Source organism: Flavobacterium sp. OHVDL-2026-0007 (assembly GCF_059882335.1).
In genome coordinates this window covers 3,928,532-3,943,514 of the sequence record NZ_CM187612.1, presented here as the reverse complement: position 1 = coordinate 3,943,514, position 14,983 = coordinate 3,928,532, and the positions used below count along the sequence as shown (strand labels likewise).

Annotated in this window: 16 protein-coding genes; 6 read left to right on the top strand and 10 right to left on the bottom strand. The window is 34.9% G+C overall.

Translation table 11 applies throughout. From position 1 onward, the window contains the following. Nucleotides 1-2: 2 nt before the first annotated feature. Entirely contained in the window at nt 3-911 is a 909-nt protein-coding gene (gene rsmH / locus AC51AA_RS16255; RefSeq protein WP_500703265.1) for a 16S rRNA (cytosine(1402)-N(4))-methyltransferase RsmH, read from the bottom strand. Next, complete coding sequence (locus AC51AA_RS16250; RefSeq protein WP_500703264.1) at nt 886-1,359, bottom strand: division/cell wall cluster transcriptional repressor MraZ; 474 nt, start codon at nt 1,357-1,359, stop codon at nt 886-888. Before AC51AA_RS16250 ends, rsmH begins: the two co-directional genes overlap by 26 nt. 378 nt (nt 1,360-1,737) lie before the next feature. Here AC51AA_RS16250 and AC51AA_RS16245 point away from each other — a divergent pair, with 378 nt between their 5' ends. Beyond that, nucleotides 1,738-2,502, top strand: coding sequence for an alpha/beta fold hydrolase (locus AC51AA_RS16245; protein ID WP_500703263.1), 765 nt, complete (start codon nt 1,738-1,740; stop codon nt 2,500-2,502). 42 nt (nt 2,503-2,544) lie between these two features. Beyond that, nucleotides 2,545-3,165 (top strand): ribosome biogenesis GTP-binding protein YihA/YsxC, encoded by a 621-nt coding sequence (gene yihA / locus AC51AA_RS16240; RefSeq protein WP_500703262.1) that lies wholly within the window; start codon nt 2,545-2,547, stop codon nt 3,163-3,165. A gap of 101 nt (nt 3,166-3,266) precedes the next feature. Here the strand turns inward: yihA and gldC are convergent, their stop codons facing one another. Both gldC and gldB read right to left on the bottom strand, forming a co-directional pair. Continuing rightward, nucleotides 3,267-3,602: a gliding motility protein GldC gene (gene gldC / locus AC51AA_RS16235; RefSeq protein WP_500703261.1), complete on the bottom strand. Its 336-nt coding sequence runs from the start codon at nt 3,600-3,602 to the stop codon at nt 3,267-3,269. After that, on the bottom strand, nt 3,602-4,558 hold the full coding sequence (gldB, locus tag AC51AA_RS16230) for a gliding motility lipoprotein GldB (RefSeq protein WP_500703260.1): 957 nt from the start codon (nt 4,556-4,558) through the stop codon (nt 3,602-3,604). Before gldB ends, gldC begins: the two co-directional genes overlap by 1 nt. A 98-nt stretch (nt 4,559-4,656) precedes the next feature. On the opposite strand from gldB, the gene nadE reads away from it, so the two are divergent. Together nadE and AC51AA_RS16220 are read left to right on the top strand one after the other, a co-directional pair. Further along, entirely contained in the window at nt 4,657-5,463 is an 807-nt protein-coding gene (gene nadE / locus AC51AA_RS16225; RefSeq protein WP_500703259.1) for an NAD(+) synthase, read from the top strand. 92 nt (nt 5,464-5,555) lie between these two features. Further along, nucleotides 5,556-6,185, top strand: a complete 630-nt coding sequence (locus AC51AA_RS16220) for a response regulator transcription factor (protein WP_026730588.1) — start codon at nt 5,556-5,558, stop codon at nt 6,183-6,185. Here AC51AA_RS16220 and dnaG read toward each other — a convergent pair whose 3' ends face one another. The 5 genes from dnaG to AC51AA_RS16195 form a co-directional block, all read right to left on the bottom strand. Beyond that, on the bottom strand, nt 6,186-8,249 hold the full coding sequence (dnaG, locus tag AC51AA_RS16215; protein ID WP_500703258.1) for a DNA primase: 2,064 nt from the start codon (nt 8,247-8,249) through the stop codon (nt 6,186-6,188). It lies immediately after the preceding gene. Between the two features lie 124 nt (nt 8,250-8,373). Next, the gene (locus tag AC51AA_RS16210; RefSeq protein ID WP_500703257.1) at nt 8,374-9,402 is read right to left on the bottom strand and encodes a F0F1 ATP synthase subunit B family protein; all 1,029 of its coding nucleotides are present in this window, start codon (nt 9,400-9,402) and stop codon (nt 8,374-8,376) included. A gap of 70 nt (nt 9,403-9,472) precedes the next feature. Beyond that, a complete protein-coding gene (locus AC51AA_RS16205; RefSeq protein WP_500703256.1) occupies nt 9,473-10,186 on the bottom strand; it encodes a hypothetical protein in 714 nt (237 codons plus the stop codon). Next, nucleotides 10,173-10,733, bottom strand: a complete 561-nt coding sequence (locus AC51AA_RS16200) for an RNA polymerase sigma factor (RefSeq protein WP_500703255.1) — start codon at nt 10,731-10,733, stop codon at nt 10,173-10,175. Before AC51AA_RS16200 ends, AC51AA_RS16205 begins: the two co-directional genes overlap by 14 nt. A 362-nt stretch (nt 10,734-11,095) precedes the next feature. Continuing rightward, a complete protein-coding gene (locus tag AC51AA_RS16195; protein WP_500703254.1) occupies nt 11,096-12,073 on the bottom strand; it encodes a polyprenyl synthetase family protein in 978 nt (325 codons plus the stop codon). Between the two features lie 159 nt (nt 12,074-12,232). Between AC51AA_RS16195 and AC51AA_RS16190 the strand changes: the two genes are divergently transcribed. Next, nucleotides 12,233-13,093, top strand: a complete 861-nt coding sequence (locus tag AC51AA_RS16190) for a hypothetical protein (RefSeq protein ID WP_500703253.1) — start codon at nt 12,233-12,235, stop codon at nt 13,091-13,093. Between the two features lie 174 nt (nt 13,094-13,267). On the opposite strand, the gene rlmN is transcribed toward AC51AA_RS16190, so the two are convergent. Beyond that, nucleotides 13,268-14,311 (bottom strand): dual-specificity RNA methyltransferase RlmN, encoded by a 1,044-nt coding sequence (rlmN, locus tag AC51AA_RS16185; RefSeq protein ID WP_500703252.1) that lies wholly within the window; start codon nt 14,309-14,311, stop codon nt 13,268-13,270. A 314-nt stretch (nt 14,312-14,625) separates the two neighbouring features. Between rlmN and AC51AA_RS16180 the strand changes: the two genes are divergently transcribed. Further along, nucleotides 14,626-14,958, top strand: a complete 333-nt coding sequence (locus tag AC51AA_RS16180) for a hypothetical protein (RefSeq protein WP_500703251.1) — start codon at nt 14,626-14,628, stop codon at nt 14,956-14,958. The last annotated feature ends 25 nt before the right edge of the window (nt 14,959-14,983 follow it).

Sequence of the window (14,983 nt, the reverse complement as noted above, 5' to 3'; positions counted from 1 at the left end):
TATTATATCTTCTCCGCAATCCTCAATTTTGCACTTCTTGCTCTATTGTTGATTTTGATCTCCGCATCATCTGGAACAATCAATTTTCCAATAGTTTTAAATGGAACCGAAAAATTTCCGAAAAAATCGCGTTCTGGTTCCCCTTCAAACATTCCATTTTTAATAAATCTCTTCACCAACCTATCTTCTAGAGAATGATAAGAGATAACGGAAAATCTTCCACCCGGATTTAAAATCTCCAACGATTGCTCGATAAACTCTTTCAAAACATCCATTTCCTGATTTACCTCAATACGAATCGCTTGGTAAATCTGAGCTAGTATTTTGTTTCGGACTCTCTCGGGCAAATATTTCGCCAAAACATCCTTCAATTCATCCGTAGTTTTGATCGGCTGAAACTCTCTAGCCTCTACAATTGTTCTTGCCAAAGCGGGTGCATTTTTCAATTCACCATAATCATAAAAAACACGACGTAAATCCTGCTCTTCATATTCGTTGACTACTCGATAAGCATTTAAATCATTTTTCTGACTCATTCGCATATCTAACTCCGCGTCAAAACGTGTAGAGAAGCCTCTTTCAGGAACATCAAACTGATGAGAGGAAACCCCTAAATCAGCCAAAATCCCATCTACTCCTTTAACACCATGAAAACGCAAAAACCTTTTTATAAATCTAAAGTTCTCATTAATTAAGGTAAACCTCTCATCTGGTAATGCATTTGCTAATGCATCCTCATCCTGATCAAAAGCAAATAACCTTCCATTTGGACCTAGTCGTCTCAAAATTTCTTTTGAGTGACCACCGCCCCCAAACGTAACATCTACATAAACGCCATCAGGTTTAATATTTAAACCATCAACTGTAGGATGAAGCAAAACCGGATTATGATATTCCATTGTCGTCGTCATTAATATTTCCCATTACTTCTTCGGCTAAATCTGCAAAATCCATATCTTCGCCACTTATTGATTTTTCATATAAATCCTTATCCCATATTTCCACAATATTAACCGCAGATGAAAAAACAACATCTTTAGAAATACTTGAAAAAGCCACCAAATCCTTTGGCACCAACAATCTCCCCAATGCATCAATCTCTACCACTTTAACACCAGCTGTAAATCTTCTGATGAAATCATTGTTCTTTTTTACAAAACGATTCAGCTTATTGATTTTCTGCATCATCAAGTCCCATTCCTCCATCGGATACAATTCTAAACAGGGTTGAAAAACAGAGCGCTTCAAAACAAAACCGTTTTGAAGAGAAGAAGCCAGTTGCTTTTTCAAGGGAGCAGGCATCAAAAGCCTCCCTTTAGCATCGACTTTACACTCGTATGTCCCTACTATTGTGTTCAAGGAAAAATCATTAATATGTTATACAGCAAAAATATAAAAAATATTACCACATTTTACCACTATATACCACTTTGTTAATAAGTTTAACCACTTTCCACCTCAAAGCCTTAATTTATAGACAATCAACATTTTAACCATTAATTAGTTAATTGATAATAATGATTCTAGATCAAAAAAAAAGCGCGCTATTTTTCTTAAAAAATTAAACATTATACTGCTTTTTTAACAATTAGCCATTCAAGCGTTTTATACTCTAAGAACTGATTTTTAAACACTTAGTAAATCATCCAAAATTATGTCGTTAAAAAAGGGTAGCAAAAAACCATTTTTATTTATTAAACCCTATATTTGTCCAAATTGAAATTGGCATTAAATTAGATGGACAAAAACTACAAAAAAGAAGGCAAATACAGCTATTATGAAGCTGGAGAAGGAACTCCTATCGTTATCTTACATGGCTTAATGGGAGGCCTTAGTAACTTTGATGCTGTAGCTGAATATTTTCCAACGAAAGGATACAAAATTGTAATCCCAGATTTGCCGATATACACTCAAAGCATCTTAAAAACTAATGTAAAAAGTTTTGCTAAATACGTAAAAGACTTCATCACTTTTAAAGGCTTTGATAAAGTAATATTGCTAGGTAACTCACTAGGAGGACATATTGCACTTTACCATACCAAACTATACCCTGAAAAAGTGGCAGGACTTGTAATTACAGGAAGCTCAGGACTTTACGAAAGCGCCATGGGTGACAGTTACCCAAAAAGAGGCGATTACGAATACATTAGAAAGAAAGCGGAAGATGTATTTTACGACCCTAAAATAGCAACTCCAGAATTAATAGATGAAGTATATGCAACGGTTAACGATCGCATCAAACTAATCAAAACCCTAACAATTGCCAAAAGTGCCATTCGTCACAATATGGCAAAAGATTTACCAAAAATGACAGTAGAAACCTGTATCATTTGGGGTAAAAACGATGCTGTAACTCCGCCAAATGTGGCAGAAGAATTTGATAAATTATTGCCTAATTCAACTTTATATTGGATAGACAAATGTGGACACGCTGCTATGATGGAACATCCTCAAGAATTCAATGCAATTCTTGAAGAATGGCTCACCAAAACGAATTTATAGCACCTAACTTTCGACTTTAAGGAGGTCTTAAACCCAAAAAACATGAAAATTAATACCGCCGAATTTATAATTAGTAATTCAGAAGTAGCAAAATGTCCAAAAGACTTCTTGCCAGAATATGCTTTTATAGGACGCTCAAATGTCGGTAAGTCATCGTTAATAAACATGCTTACCAACCATAAAAATTTAGCAAAAACCTCTGGACGACCAGGGAAAACACAATTAATCAATCACTTTAAAATCAACAATAACTGGTTTTTAGTCGATTTACCAGGTTACGGCTATGCTAAAGTATCTAAAAAAACCAAATCGGTTTTTCAGCAATTCATTACCGATTATTTTGAAACTAGAGAACAGTTGGTTTGCGCTTTTGTACTGATTGATATTCGTCACGAAGCCCAAAACATAGACATTGAATTTATGTCATACATGGGAGAAAGTGAAATCCCGTTTTGTATCGTTTTCACCAAAGCAGACAAAATCAGCAAGACAAAAATTGACTCTCATATTGCCGCATACAGAAAACAAATGTTCGCCAATAACTGGGAAGAAATGCCACATTATTTCGTGACTTCCGCTACAGAATCAACCGGCAAAGAAGAAGTTTTGTCTTATATTGACGAGGTAAACCAAGAAGTTTTCAAAAACAATAGCGAATTCTAAACAACCTATTGTCCTTTCAACTTCACTTGGATCACAACATAAAAAAATCCCAAACTCATCAATTAAGATCGAGTTTGGGATTTTCCTTATATAGAAACCAATTACTTGGTAAGCTCTAGTTTTTCTGCAAAGTAATCACAAAAATCCTTCATGGTATCAGCCATCTTTTCATCGTCTGTCGCGCGCTTAAAAGTATCCGACATAGCTACCAAAGTCTGGTGAAAGAAAATTTTCATTTCATCAACCGGCATGTCTTTTGTCCATAAATCAATTCGCATGGTTTCTTTAGCTTTACTATCCCAAATAGACAACATAATAGCTTTTGCTTCTTCTGCTTCTACACCACCATCTTTAGCGCTCCAAGATAATTTTTCCGGAACACGATTGTGATCCAATTCTATATTAAATTTAATTTCTGAGTTTAGTGTATCTGACATTATTTCTTAGGTTTATATTTAGACTTTTCGAAAATTTCTTTTGTATCTTTTTTTAATAATTCAGCCAAGCTGACATCATTATTCTTCATATAAGAACGAACGATTTGCCAACCAATCCAAGCGCCTACTCGGCCAGGAGAATCATTATCTATCTCCAAGTAAAACTTAGAAAATGGAGCGGGTACCATAAATCGAGTAACCAATTTTGAATCTTCGCTATATAGCATTTCATTCTCTATGAAATAGCGCCACATATAGCCTTCATTCTCTTGACACCATTTTATTTGCTCTGGTGTGTAACCCATTTTTTCCGCATCACTAAATGCCGGCAAAAGCAAATCTTTAGCATACAATTCTTTCCCTTGGAAAATCATTTGCGAAAGCAAAGCGCTATCGGGTGATGCAGGGATTTTTCTAAAAGCAAAACTAGAAACCACATCGGGCATGATTTGTCTTTCTTCAAAATTTTCTTTTAGATAATTAGGAAACTCATAAAACTTATGCTCCTTTCCCAAATACAATTCTAAAGAAACCACTACTAAACTATCTGCATAAATAGCCTTAGCATTATAATCCATTTCTGAAATTATCGTAATTACTTTAGGAATCTTTGTTTGAGGAAAGTAATACTTTATATGCTGAAAAAGCGAATTAAACTCTTGGCGTATTGGTTCTATATCCGCATATTTCTTCTGAACCTCACTATACACCTCTCTCCAAAGAGGATCTTGCATTTTTCTCAACCAAATATTATCATCATTCCCAATAGGAAAAAAGAAAGGATACTGCTTCTTTACCTTAGCTAAATCTTCAGGTTTGGTTTCAAAAAACACCTTGTCAAAACGCTCCACCTTAATATCAACTGGAATTTCTTCGACAGCTTTTTCTACTTTACTCTTTTTATCACAGGACAAAAAAAACAAGCACAGAACCACTACAAAGCGATAAATTTTCATTTTATTTTAATTAGATTTGTGTTATTATAATTTTAGTAAACAATACTTAAAAACAATTCTGCAAATATACATCCCTGTATCTTAAAACCAGACCTATTATGGCTAAAAAAAGCACGATTCAGACAGAAAAAGTAAATACCTACATCGTAGAGTGGCTAAAAAATTACGCGATCAACGCAAAAGTAAATGGTTTTGTAATTGGAATTTCTGGAGGAGTCGACTCAGCTGTAACATCTACACTCTGTGCACAAACTGGCTTGCAGGTTTTATGTGTAGAAATGCCCATTTATCAAGCTGAAAGTCAAGTCTCAAGAGGAAGAGAACATATTGAGCAATTAAAAAAACGCTTCCCAAACGTTTCCAATACCCAAACCGATTTGACAGCGACTTTTGAAGCTTTTAAAAATGCAGTACCCCAAACCAATGACCAAGCCAAACTAAGCTTAGCACTAGCCAATACACGAGCACGCCTACGAATGACCTCTTTATATTATTTAGCAGGAATACATGGCCTCTTAGTGGCTGGTACAGGCAACAAAGTAGAAGATTTTGGTGTGGGCTTTTATACCAAATACGGAGACGGCGGAGTTGATTTGAGCCCTATTGCCGACTTGATGAAATCCGATGTATATGCACTCGGAGAATTTTTAAACATTCCGACCTCAATTTTGACCGCAGCACCAACTGATGGCTTATTTGGAGACAATCGTACCGATGAAGATCAATTAGGCGCTAGTTATGATGAGCTCGAATGGGCAATGCTTGCTGTGGAAGCAGGAAACACGGTAGCTGACTTTAATGAGAGAGAAAAAACTGTCTTTGAAATCTATAAACGTTTAAACACCAGCAACAAGCACAAAATGGATGCCATACCCGTTTGCTTGATCCCAAAAACGTTAAAATAAAACTTTTTAACATGATCTGCAATTAATTACAGAATTTATTTATTAATTTTACCGTTCCAAAAACATGAACAATTCTAAAAAAGGTAAAAATTATGATTAAAGTATGTCTTGCAGACAATCATCCTGTGACTCACTTTGGCGTTAAGTCTTATTTTAAAGACCACGATCAAATTTCAATTGTTGCCAATGTAGGCAATTTTTCAATGGTTAGAGATATTCTTCAAACAAAGGAGATCGACATTCTAATTTTAGATTTAGAATTAGAAGGACTTTCTAGTATTTTTGAAGTTAAATCTATCTTGAAAAACTTCCCAAAAACAAAAATTGTAATTTTCAGTGACCTCGCTGAACAGATGTATGCTCCAAATGCTATCAAAGCAGGAGTATCAGGTTATGTACATAAAACAGAAAAACTTGAAACTTTAGGTCTTTCTATTATTAAAGTACACGAAGGTAAAATCATCATTAACGAAACGGTACGTAAAAACATGGCTCTTATTGCTAAACAAAGCAAAAGCGAACGTTTATACAGAAAACTTTCTAATCGTGAGATTGAAGTTTTACGTTATTTAAGTGATGGTAAGAAAAACAATGAAATCTCTAAAATCTTGAATCTGAACGAAAAAACGATCAGTACTTACAAACTAAGACTATTAACTAAACTAAACGTTACCAATTTAGTTGACTTAGTAAACAAAGCGAAGACTTTAGAAATTATCTAATTAATGGTATCGGGACATTACTCTTCCTAGTTTTTTCGAAAACGCATTAACTAGTTTTGAATAATCAACAACCATAGACAAAAGCTCTGTATTATCTGAATTATCAGGTTTTATAGAGCTTTTTAATTCTTGGATAATAGCATCCACCAAAAACCAACGCATAGACATTATCGTTTCCGTAACATATTGTGCAATAGTCTCGTTTTTTTCTTTTGCAAAAATATTCTGTCCTTCCCAATCATGCAACGATACTTTTTCATCTTCCATTAAAATATCGGTTACCTCCTGAGCAAAATCAGGCTGCAAACGCATTAAATACTGCTCAAGACTAAATTTTTCGTTTTGATGATAGAATTCCATTATATCGGTAAAAATATCGCGGAATAAATTATTGGTAAGCTCAACCTCATCTTCCTGCAAACTCAAATAGATTCTTTGATAAACCTTATATTCTCGCTTCTCCGAAACCATTACGACCTCACCTTCTTCATTGGTCTTTAAATTCACATCCTCAAACTCCTCAGTTTTATCCCCGTAAAGCAATAAAATCTCAATTACTTTTCGTTCTAAACGATACAAGATATCAACCTTTTCCGCTTGTTGCTCTACCGGATAGCCTGGCTCTCCTGGATAATCCTCTGGTGGCCCAAATCTTGGATCCTCTGGATCTCCTCCTGAAAACCCAGTAGGTTTTGGACCTTGGTTTCTAAAAACTTCAAAAGGTTTTTGTTCCTGCTTTTGCTTTTTAGCTACTTCATTAATATCTTTTTGAATCAACTGAGCCAAAGTACTTACCAATACCTGTTCAGAAATATCCATAATTCTGGCACATTCCTGCGTATAAATTTCACGTTGAATACGATCCGGAATTTTGGAAATACTATTGACCATATCTCGAATTAAATCCGCTTTCTTGATAGGATCATTATGAGCATCTTTCATTAAGAGCGATGCCTTAAACTGTATAAAATCTTTACTATTCCCTTCTAAATAAGCCACTAAATCAGCATGAGAATTTTTGCGTGCAAAACTATCTGGATCTTCACCATCAGGAAAAGTACACACTCTCACATTCATCCCTTCTTCAAGAATCAAATCGATTCCGCGCAAAGAAGCTCGCAATCCCGCGGCATCACCATCGAAAAGCACAGTAATATTTTTAGTCAGACGATTCACCAATCGAATTTGATCTGGTGTTAAAGCCGTACCTGAAGAAGCTACTACATTCTCTATTCCAGCTTGATTGAATTGAATCACATCGGTATACCCCTCCACCAAATAACAATTGTTTAACTTGGCAATCGATTGCTTGGCTTGAAAAATACCGTACAGTACTTTACTTTTATGATAGATATCACTCTCTGGCGAGTTTAGGTATTTAGCTGCTTTTTTATCGTTTGTTAAAATACGACCTCCAAATCCCAATACACGTCCCGACATACTTTGTATAGGAAACATTACTCGCGACTTAAAACGGTCAAAAGGACGATCCTCCCTAGCAATGGTTAAACCGGTACTTTCCAGAAACTCCAGCTTGTAACCTTTCCCCAAAGCCTCTTTGGTTAACGCATCCCAAGTTTCAGGCGAATAACCTAAACTAAACTTTTTGATTGTATCGGGCGTAAAACCTCTTTCCTTAAAATACGAAAGCCCAATGGCTTTCCCCTCTTCAGAATTTAAAAGTGTTTTATGAAAATATTCTTTTGCAAATTCAGAAACTAAATACATGCTTTCACGGACATCCGTTATGGCTTTTTCAGCATCGGTCTGTTCGGTTTCCTCAATTTCTATATTGTATTTATTAGCTAAATATCGAATGGCCTCTGGATAGGTGAATTGCGAGTGCTCCATTAGGAATTTAACCGAATTCCCTCCCTTTCCTGTACTAAAATCTTTCCAGATTCCTTTTGCAGGGGATACCATAAACGACGGAGAGCGCTCATCTGAGAACGGACTCAAGCCTTTAAAGTTACTTCCTGCTCGTTTTAAATTAACAAAATCACCAATAACCTCCTCTACTCGAGCGGTTTCAAAAACAGTATTAATCGTATTTTGTGAAATCAAAACGTAAAATATTTAAAAAATTTGAAGTCAGTAAAAGTACATAAATCCATCTTCAAATTCGTCGATTTTACCTAAAAAAAAACGCTTCTCTCGAAGCGCTTTCACTAACTAACCCATTGTATTTCTAATTAAAATCGAAACGTAATCCTAAGGAAATATTATTTTCTTTCACTAAATTGTTTTGAAATAAAGGATTCAAATCATACTTCATATACAAACTCAATTCTTTGTAACCGATATAAGAACTCAGTCCGTATATAAAATTATTCACATTATAGTCGCCTTTAATGGTCGTTTTATAATCCAAATCGTCCTGATCGTATTTTATAATTTGTTTTGATTTTACATTAATTCCAGCGTAACCTCCAATTCCAAAACGAAAACTCTGATGCGTTTTAAAATAAGTTTTTCCATCCTTCATTTTAGATCTAGAAAAATCAAATTCCAAATGTACTGGCGCCACTATATACACGTTTCTAAAACGAGACTCGTCCAGATTTATCGCATTGGTTTGCAACACGGTTTGATCTCCATTTACCACAAAACTGCGATTGTCTGTTGGTCGAATATTGTTATACATTACTGAAAGTCCGTATTTAGCATGCAATAAATTAGCATTTTTCATTAACCTTGTATTATAGGTAAAACCCCATTCATAAAAATGCGAACCTATAAAACCATACTTAGAATCTTGCAATTTACCATCGACCATCATATTGTTTAAACCTGCAGCAAACACAAATTGCGAGGTGGTTCTTTTTTCTCCATGAATCGAATCCTTGTCTTTTTTAGGATCCCAACGGATCACATAAGTATGTGTAGAATCTTGCGCTTTGATTTTGCCATCTACTTTTTGCTGAACCAAATCATTCAATTCATTTTGCGCCTCGGTCACTCTTTCTTCAATACGAACAGCTCTAGCTTCAGCGAGCTCTTTTTTGCGTTTATCAGCCTGTTCCTGCGTCATTTTACCTTCCGTTAACTGAACGTTTACAGCTTCAACTTCTTCCTTCAAAGCTCCTTTTTCTTCCTTGGTAATTTTCTCAATTTTATTGGCTATTTTTTTTGCCCTGGACTCAAAAGTTTCTTGACCTAGCACTTTGCTCACAAATAAAAAAACTAGGATAACGAGATAAATGGTTAAATTTTTCATGATTGATTTTTAAATTGATTGATGATTGATTGATGATTGATTGATTAATTGACTAAAACTTCTTTTCTTCTTATTCTTGTTGATTTCGATTGGCCAAAGCCACTTTAACCGTTTGGTAATTTTTATTTACTTTAGTAATTACTCTTTCTCTAAACGAAAGCTCTAATTCTCCATCGACCTGATTCAATAAATCGCTGGCATTGATCTTAATTTTTGATTTCGCTTTGGGAGAGTTCTCAGCAACAACCGATTTTTCAGCCGATTCCAGCAACTGATCTACATTTTCATTTTTTGAAATTGGACCATTTTCTGTTTGATTGTTGCTGGATTGTTTTTCTTGATTGTTTTTCTTGATGATTGAAGACTCCGCGACTTGATTTGATTTATTTTTGATTTTTTTCTCTACATGCTGATTTACGCCATTTTGTGACTTAACTATTTCATGATCTCTTTCTTTTTCAGAAATAATCATTGGCTCCTTTACAGGCCCAACCTCTTTTACATCAGGATGCACAACGGATTCCTGCTTTGCATCTCCTTCCACAACAGGAAGTCCTTTAGGCACTCCCGCATCACTTTGCTTCTGATTCAAAAAGAAAGTACCTACTAAGAGAAAACCAACAAGACTGGCCGCGATATACCATATTTTATTTTTCTTCTTAGGTTGTTTCTTTTCCGCAACACTCAACATAGCATCCAATCGATCCCAGGCTCTATCGCTTGGTTTAATCTCACGCTGATTTAGTTTTTTACGGAAATCCTCCTCAAACTTATTCGGTTCCATTATCTTGTTTTTTAAGTGCATTAATTTGTGTTTGCAACATTTTTCGAGCATGCGATAATTGCGATTTTGAAGTCCCTTCCTGAATCCCCAACATCTGAGCGATCTCATTGTGCTTGTATCCCTCTATAGCATATAAATTAAAAACCATTTTATAGCCGTCCGGTAAAGCATCTATTAAAAACTGAATCTGAGCTGTTGAAAATTGACTATCCATGGCATTAAAACTTTCTTCAACATAAATTTCATCTTCAGCAAATCTGATTTTCTTTTGAACTCTTAAATAGGAAATACATTCGTTCACCATGATCCGGCGAATCCAACCTTCAAAACTTCCTTTATGCTCAAATTTGTTTAAGTTGGTAAAAACTTTCATAAAAGCGGTTATCATTACATCTTCTGCCAATTGAATGTCTTTTATATATTGTCGACAAACACTCAACATTTTTGAAGAAAACCGACCGTAAATTTGTTGCTGAGCCTGTCGATTATTTTCGACGGCCAACTTTATGATTTCAGTTTCTTCTTGATGTAAATGAATAATTTTCATTAATACGCTTTCGGTTTTTGGTTTAGCAACAGTCTTCTATTAGCATAGACGACTTAAGTCTTAAAATGGTTGCACGAGGAATAAAAATATCCAATTATAAATATTAAAAAACGAACAAAACCTCACAAAAACAAGGCTTTAAGTGTATTTAAATTTTATTGTTTTTTTTTAGATTTATCTTTACCCATCCAAGAAAAAACACAAACAACTTCATAAAAAGCATATCACCATAAGCACAATCAGTACCTAGGTCAAATAAGGCCATTTAAGCTATGTTCTGAAGCTCTAATTCAGTAAAGAGAAGAATAGTATCGAATTTAGGATAAAGAACTAAATAAGCAACAAGTATTACGTATCGTAAATTATTTTTTTCTTTCAATAACGTAGTTCACCATCAAGGTAAGTGCCGCTTTAAATTCAGAATCTGGATAGTTTTCTAATAAAGAAAGTGCCTCTTGCTGAAATTGAACCATTTTATTTTCTGCATAAGTCAAACCATTATGGTCTTTCACAAAAGCAATCACTTCTTTAACCCGTGTTTTGTCTTTGTTGTGGTTTTTGATGGAGTTTATCAACCACTTTTTATCTTTTGACGTACAGTTATTCAACACATGAATTAAAGGCAATGTCATTTTTTGCTCTTTTATATCAATTCCAGTTGGTTTGCCAATCGCTTCTTCACTATAATCGAATAAATCATCTTTAATTTGAAAAGCCATTCCAATTAGTTCACCAAACTTACGCATGTTTTCAACCTGAACATCATCTTCTATCACCGATTTAGCACCAAGAGCACAACAAGCAGCAATAAGTGTAGCTGTTTTTTTTCGAATGATTTCATAATAAACCTCTTCTGTAATATCAAGTCTTCGTGCTTTTTCTATCTGAAGTAGTTCACCTTCACTCATTTCTCGAACGGCCACCGAAATAATTCGAAGCAGATCAAAATCACCGTTATCTATGGATAACAACAATCCTTTTGATAGCAGATAATCCCCTACTAAAACGGCAATTTTATTTTTCCAAAGTGCATTTATAGAGAAAAATCCACGGCGGCGATTACTATCATCTACCACATCATCATGTACCAAAGTTGCCGTATGAATCAACTCAATTACAGAAGCCCCTCGATAAGTCCTCTCATTTACAAGACCTCCTGAAACCATTTTAGCTGTTAAAAAAACAAACATCGGACGCATTTGTTTTCCTTTTCTATTGACAATATAATACGTGATACGGTTCAACAATGCCACCTTTGAGGTCATCGATTCATGGAACTTTTTTTCAAAAAGTTCCATCTCGTTAAAGATGGGTTGTTTTATTTGAGAAGTAATATTCATTTCGATTCCAAATATACTATTTTTAATAAAAAAACGTTGTGTATTTAGGTTAGTATATGAATATTTTATCTGCATGCTAAAAAACGACCAAAACAGTTACTATTTAAAGCCTAATTGTAATTCATTAACTAAAAAGTTAAACCATGTAAACTATTTATTATGAAAACAAAACTTTTATTAATTGGAACATTAGCCGCTTTAACGTTTGCCATTAGTTGTAATTCCGATGACAAACCAAACGACAACACAACTGCAGCAATTACAACCGATCAAATCAAAACAACTTCTAAAATTGATGCCTCAATTGAAGACGTTACCAATATTGCTGAAGATCAATTCACCGCACAACAAAATACCACCAGTAAACCTAGTGGTACGGTAAAAAACTTTTTACCTAGTTGCGCTACTATTACAACAGTATTAACCGATAACACCTGGACAAGAACTGTCGATTTTGGCGCTGAAGGTTGCACATTAGGCAACGGAAATATGCTAAAAGGAAAAATCATTATTTCATTTTCTAATGATTTCACGGCAGCTACCACCACCATTAGTTATACTTTTGACGGATTTTATCACAATGGTAAAAAATTACAAGGAAACAGAACGATAACGCTATCCAAAAAAAGCACCGAATTACTTGCTACAGCTCATCCCGTTTCCACCTCTACAGTTGACATGACCGTCACTTTCGAAGATGGTACAATCTACTCTCGAAAAGGTACTTTTACCAAGGAAATGATAGCAGGATTTGACACTTGGTTTGATTGGGACGATAATGTTTTTGTAGTTACTGGAAACGGTACTACGACCTTCCCAAATGGCGATACTTTAAGTACCGAAATTACCACTCCGCTAGAATTTCATATGTCTTGCCACAGTCCATTCCCTGTTAAAGGAGTCATGTCGATTACGAAAAATGGCGCTACTGCTATTATCGATTATGGAAATGGAACATGTGACTCATTAGCAACAGTAACAAAAGACGGCGTTACTGAAGAAATCGATTTGAAAAAATAAACCCTTTTGCCCAAAAAAAGCATTAGAAATAAGAATAACTCTTGTTTCTAATGCTTTTTGTTTTTACTTATCTTCTTGTTTTTTTACAACAGTAGTAGTGTTCGTTCCTATAGCGTTTTTTTGACCAACAATGCTTTTCCACTGTAAATCAGCTCACTAGTATAGCCTGGTTGATTAGCTCTCTTTATTGGCTAATTGTCCACAGGCAGCATCAATATCTTTCCCACGACTACGTCGTACTTTTACAACAATGCCAATATTTTCTAATGCCTTTATATAAGCTAAAATAGACTCTTCTGAAGCTTGTTGAAACTCACCATCATCAATTGGATTATATTCGATTAAATTCACCTTACAAGGCACATATTTACAAAACTTAACCAAAGCATCAATGGAAGCCTTGTCATCATTAATCCCTTTCCAAACAACATATTCGTAAGAGATTTTGTTTTTGGTTTTTCGGTACCAGTATTCTAAGGATTCTCGCAAATCCGCTAAAGGGAAATTTTTACTAAAAGGCATGATTCGGGCACGGATTTCATCAATCGCCGAATGTAAGGAAACGGCAAGTTTGAACTTGACATCGTCATCGGCCATTTTTTTAATCATCTTTGGAATTCCCGAAGTCGAAACCATAATACGTTTTGGTGACATCCCTAATCCTTCTGGAGAGGTAATCATATCAATTGCCTTGATTACATTATTGTAATTCATCAAAGGCTCTCCCATTCCCATAAACACTATATTAGAAAGGGGGTGATTGTGATACAAACGACTTTCTTTATCTATGGCAATAACCTGATCATAAATCTCACCAGGCTCTAGATTCCTCATACGCTTTAAACGCGAAGTCGCACAAAAATTACAATCCAAACTACAACCTACCTGACTAGATACACAAGCAGTTGTTCTGGTATCAGTTGGAATCAAAACAGACTCTACTACCAAACCATCATGTAACCGAACAGCATTTTTTACCGTTCCGTCACTGCTTCGCTGCATGGTGTCCACTTTAATATGATTGATCACAAAATTTTCCTCCAGCATCAAGCGCGTCCCTTTGGCCACATTAGTCATATGGTCAAAACTATGCGCTCCTTTACTCCATAACCATTCATAAACTTGATTTCCACGAAAAGCTTTGTCATTATTTTCAACAAAAAATTCTCGTAACTGATCTTTTGATAAGGCTCTTATGTCTTTTTTCTCCATTTGCATGGCGCAAAGTTACTAAGTATTTATGGAAACCGTTTCATATGTCTGCAATATTTGTTTCCAATGCAACTCAACTTATCCTTTACAGAGAAAACGAACTAAGCGCTTTAGGCTTTTTAAAGGAGCTATAAACTCAAATGACCTAATTTCAAAAAAAAATACTTTATCATTTTAAAATCATAAAACTTGGCACAAGTATTGCATTTCTACTAAAAGAAAAATAATCCTACAAAGGGCTTTATACTATTAAAATTTGTATATTTATTTTTTCAACTTTATAACCTTTAATTTTTCATCAACCTAAAAACCAATTAATTATGAGAAAACAAATTTTAAGCTTAGCTGTTGTTGCTGTACTAGCATTCGCTGTACAATCTTGCGGAAATAAAGATGCAAAACAAACTGGAGAAGAATTAACTATTGGAAACAAAGTAGATTCATTAGCCACAGACGTTGAACAAGCAAAAGACAGCGTTGTCGCCAAAACAGAAGATGCTGCTAAAGACGCAAAAGAAGCGACTAAAAAAGCGGCAGAAGATGTGAAAGCTGCTACTGAAAAAGGAGCTAAAAAAGTAGAAAATGCTGCTAAAGCTGTTAAAGATGGAACTGTAAAAACTGCCAAAGAAGTTGATGCTGCCTTAAAAAAATAATTTTATTTTCAATACAAAAGGACAA